The organism is Myxococcus llanfairpwllgwyngyllgogerychwyrndrobwllllantysiliogogogochensis, assembly GCF_006636215.1.
Lineage (GTDB): Bacteria > Myxococcota > Myxococcia > Myxococcales > Myxococcaceae > Myxococcus > Myxococcus llanfairpwllgwyngyllgogerychwyrndrobwllllantysiliogogogochensis.
Genome location: NZ_VIFM01000656.1, coordinates 1 through 546, shown reverse-complemented (window position 1 = coordinate 546; position 546 = coordinate 1). Strand labels below are relative to the sequence as shown.

The 546-nt window shown below is 72.5% G+C and carries 1 protein-coding gene; it reads right to left on the bottom strand.

Translation table 11 applies throughout. The annotated features are described in order from the left end of the window. Positions 1-546 (bottom strand): DEAD/DEAH box helicase (locus FJV41_RS49865; RefSeq protein WP_181791549.1); only part of this gene is annotated, 546 nt, incomplete at both ends.

The window sequence follows — 546 nt, the reverse complement described above, 5'->3', positions numbered from 1 at the left end:
ACGCGCCCGGCGCGCGCCTGGTCCAGGAGGGCCTTGCGCGCCTCGCGCGGCACCTCACTCGTCAACGCGGCGGCCGACAGGCCGGTGGCCGAGAGCCGCTGCGCCAGCAGCTCGCAGTGGTCCACCCGTCCCGTGAGGACGAGGCACAGGTGGCCCGCCCAGGCCTCGCGAGCCACGGCACCGAGGACGAGGTCATTGCGCGCCTTGTCCTCCGCCAGCGCTTCCAGCATGGGCGCGTAGTCGGAGGCGCGGCCATAGGGGAAGTCGAAGGCCGTCTCCACGGCGCGCACCTCGGGCACCACCAGCACTCCGCGCGCGACGAGGTCCTCGTGCTTCACCACTGCCAGAGGCGCTCCTAGATAGAAGCGCAAGAGCGGCGTCAGCCCGTCCTCCCGCTCGGGCGTCGCCGTCAGCCCCAACCGGTAGCGCGCCGGGCAACGGTCCACGATTCGATGGAAGGCGCTGGCGGCGATGTGGTGGGCCTCATCGAGGACGAGCAGGCCGAAGCGGCCGAGGAAGGCGTCGAGCTTCGCCTCCTCCCACCGG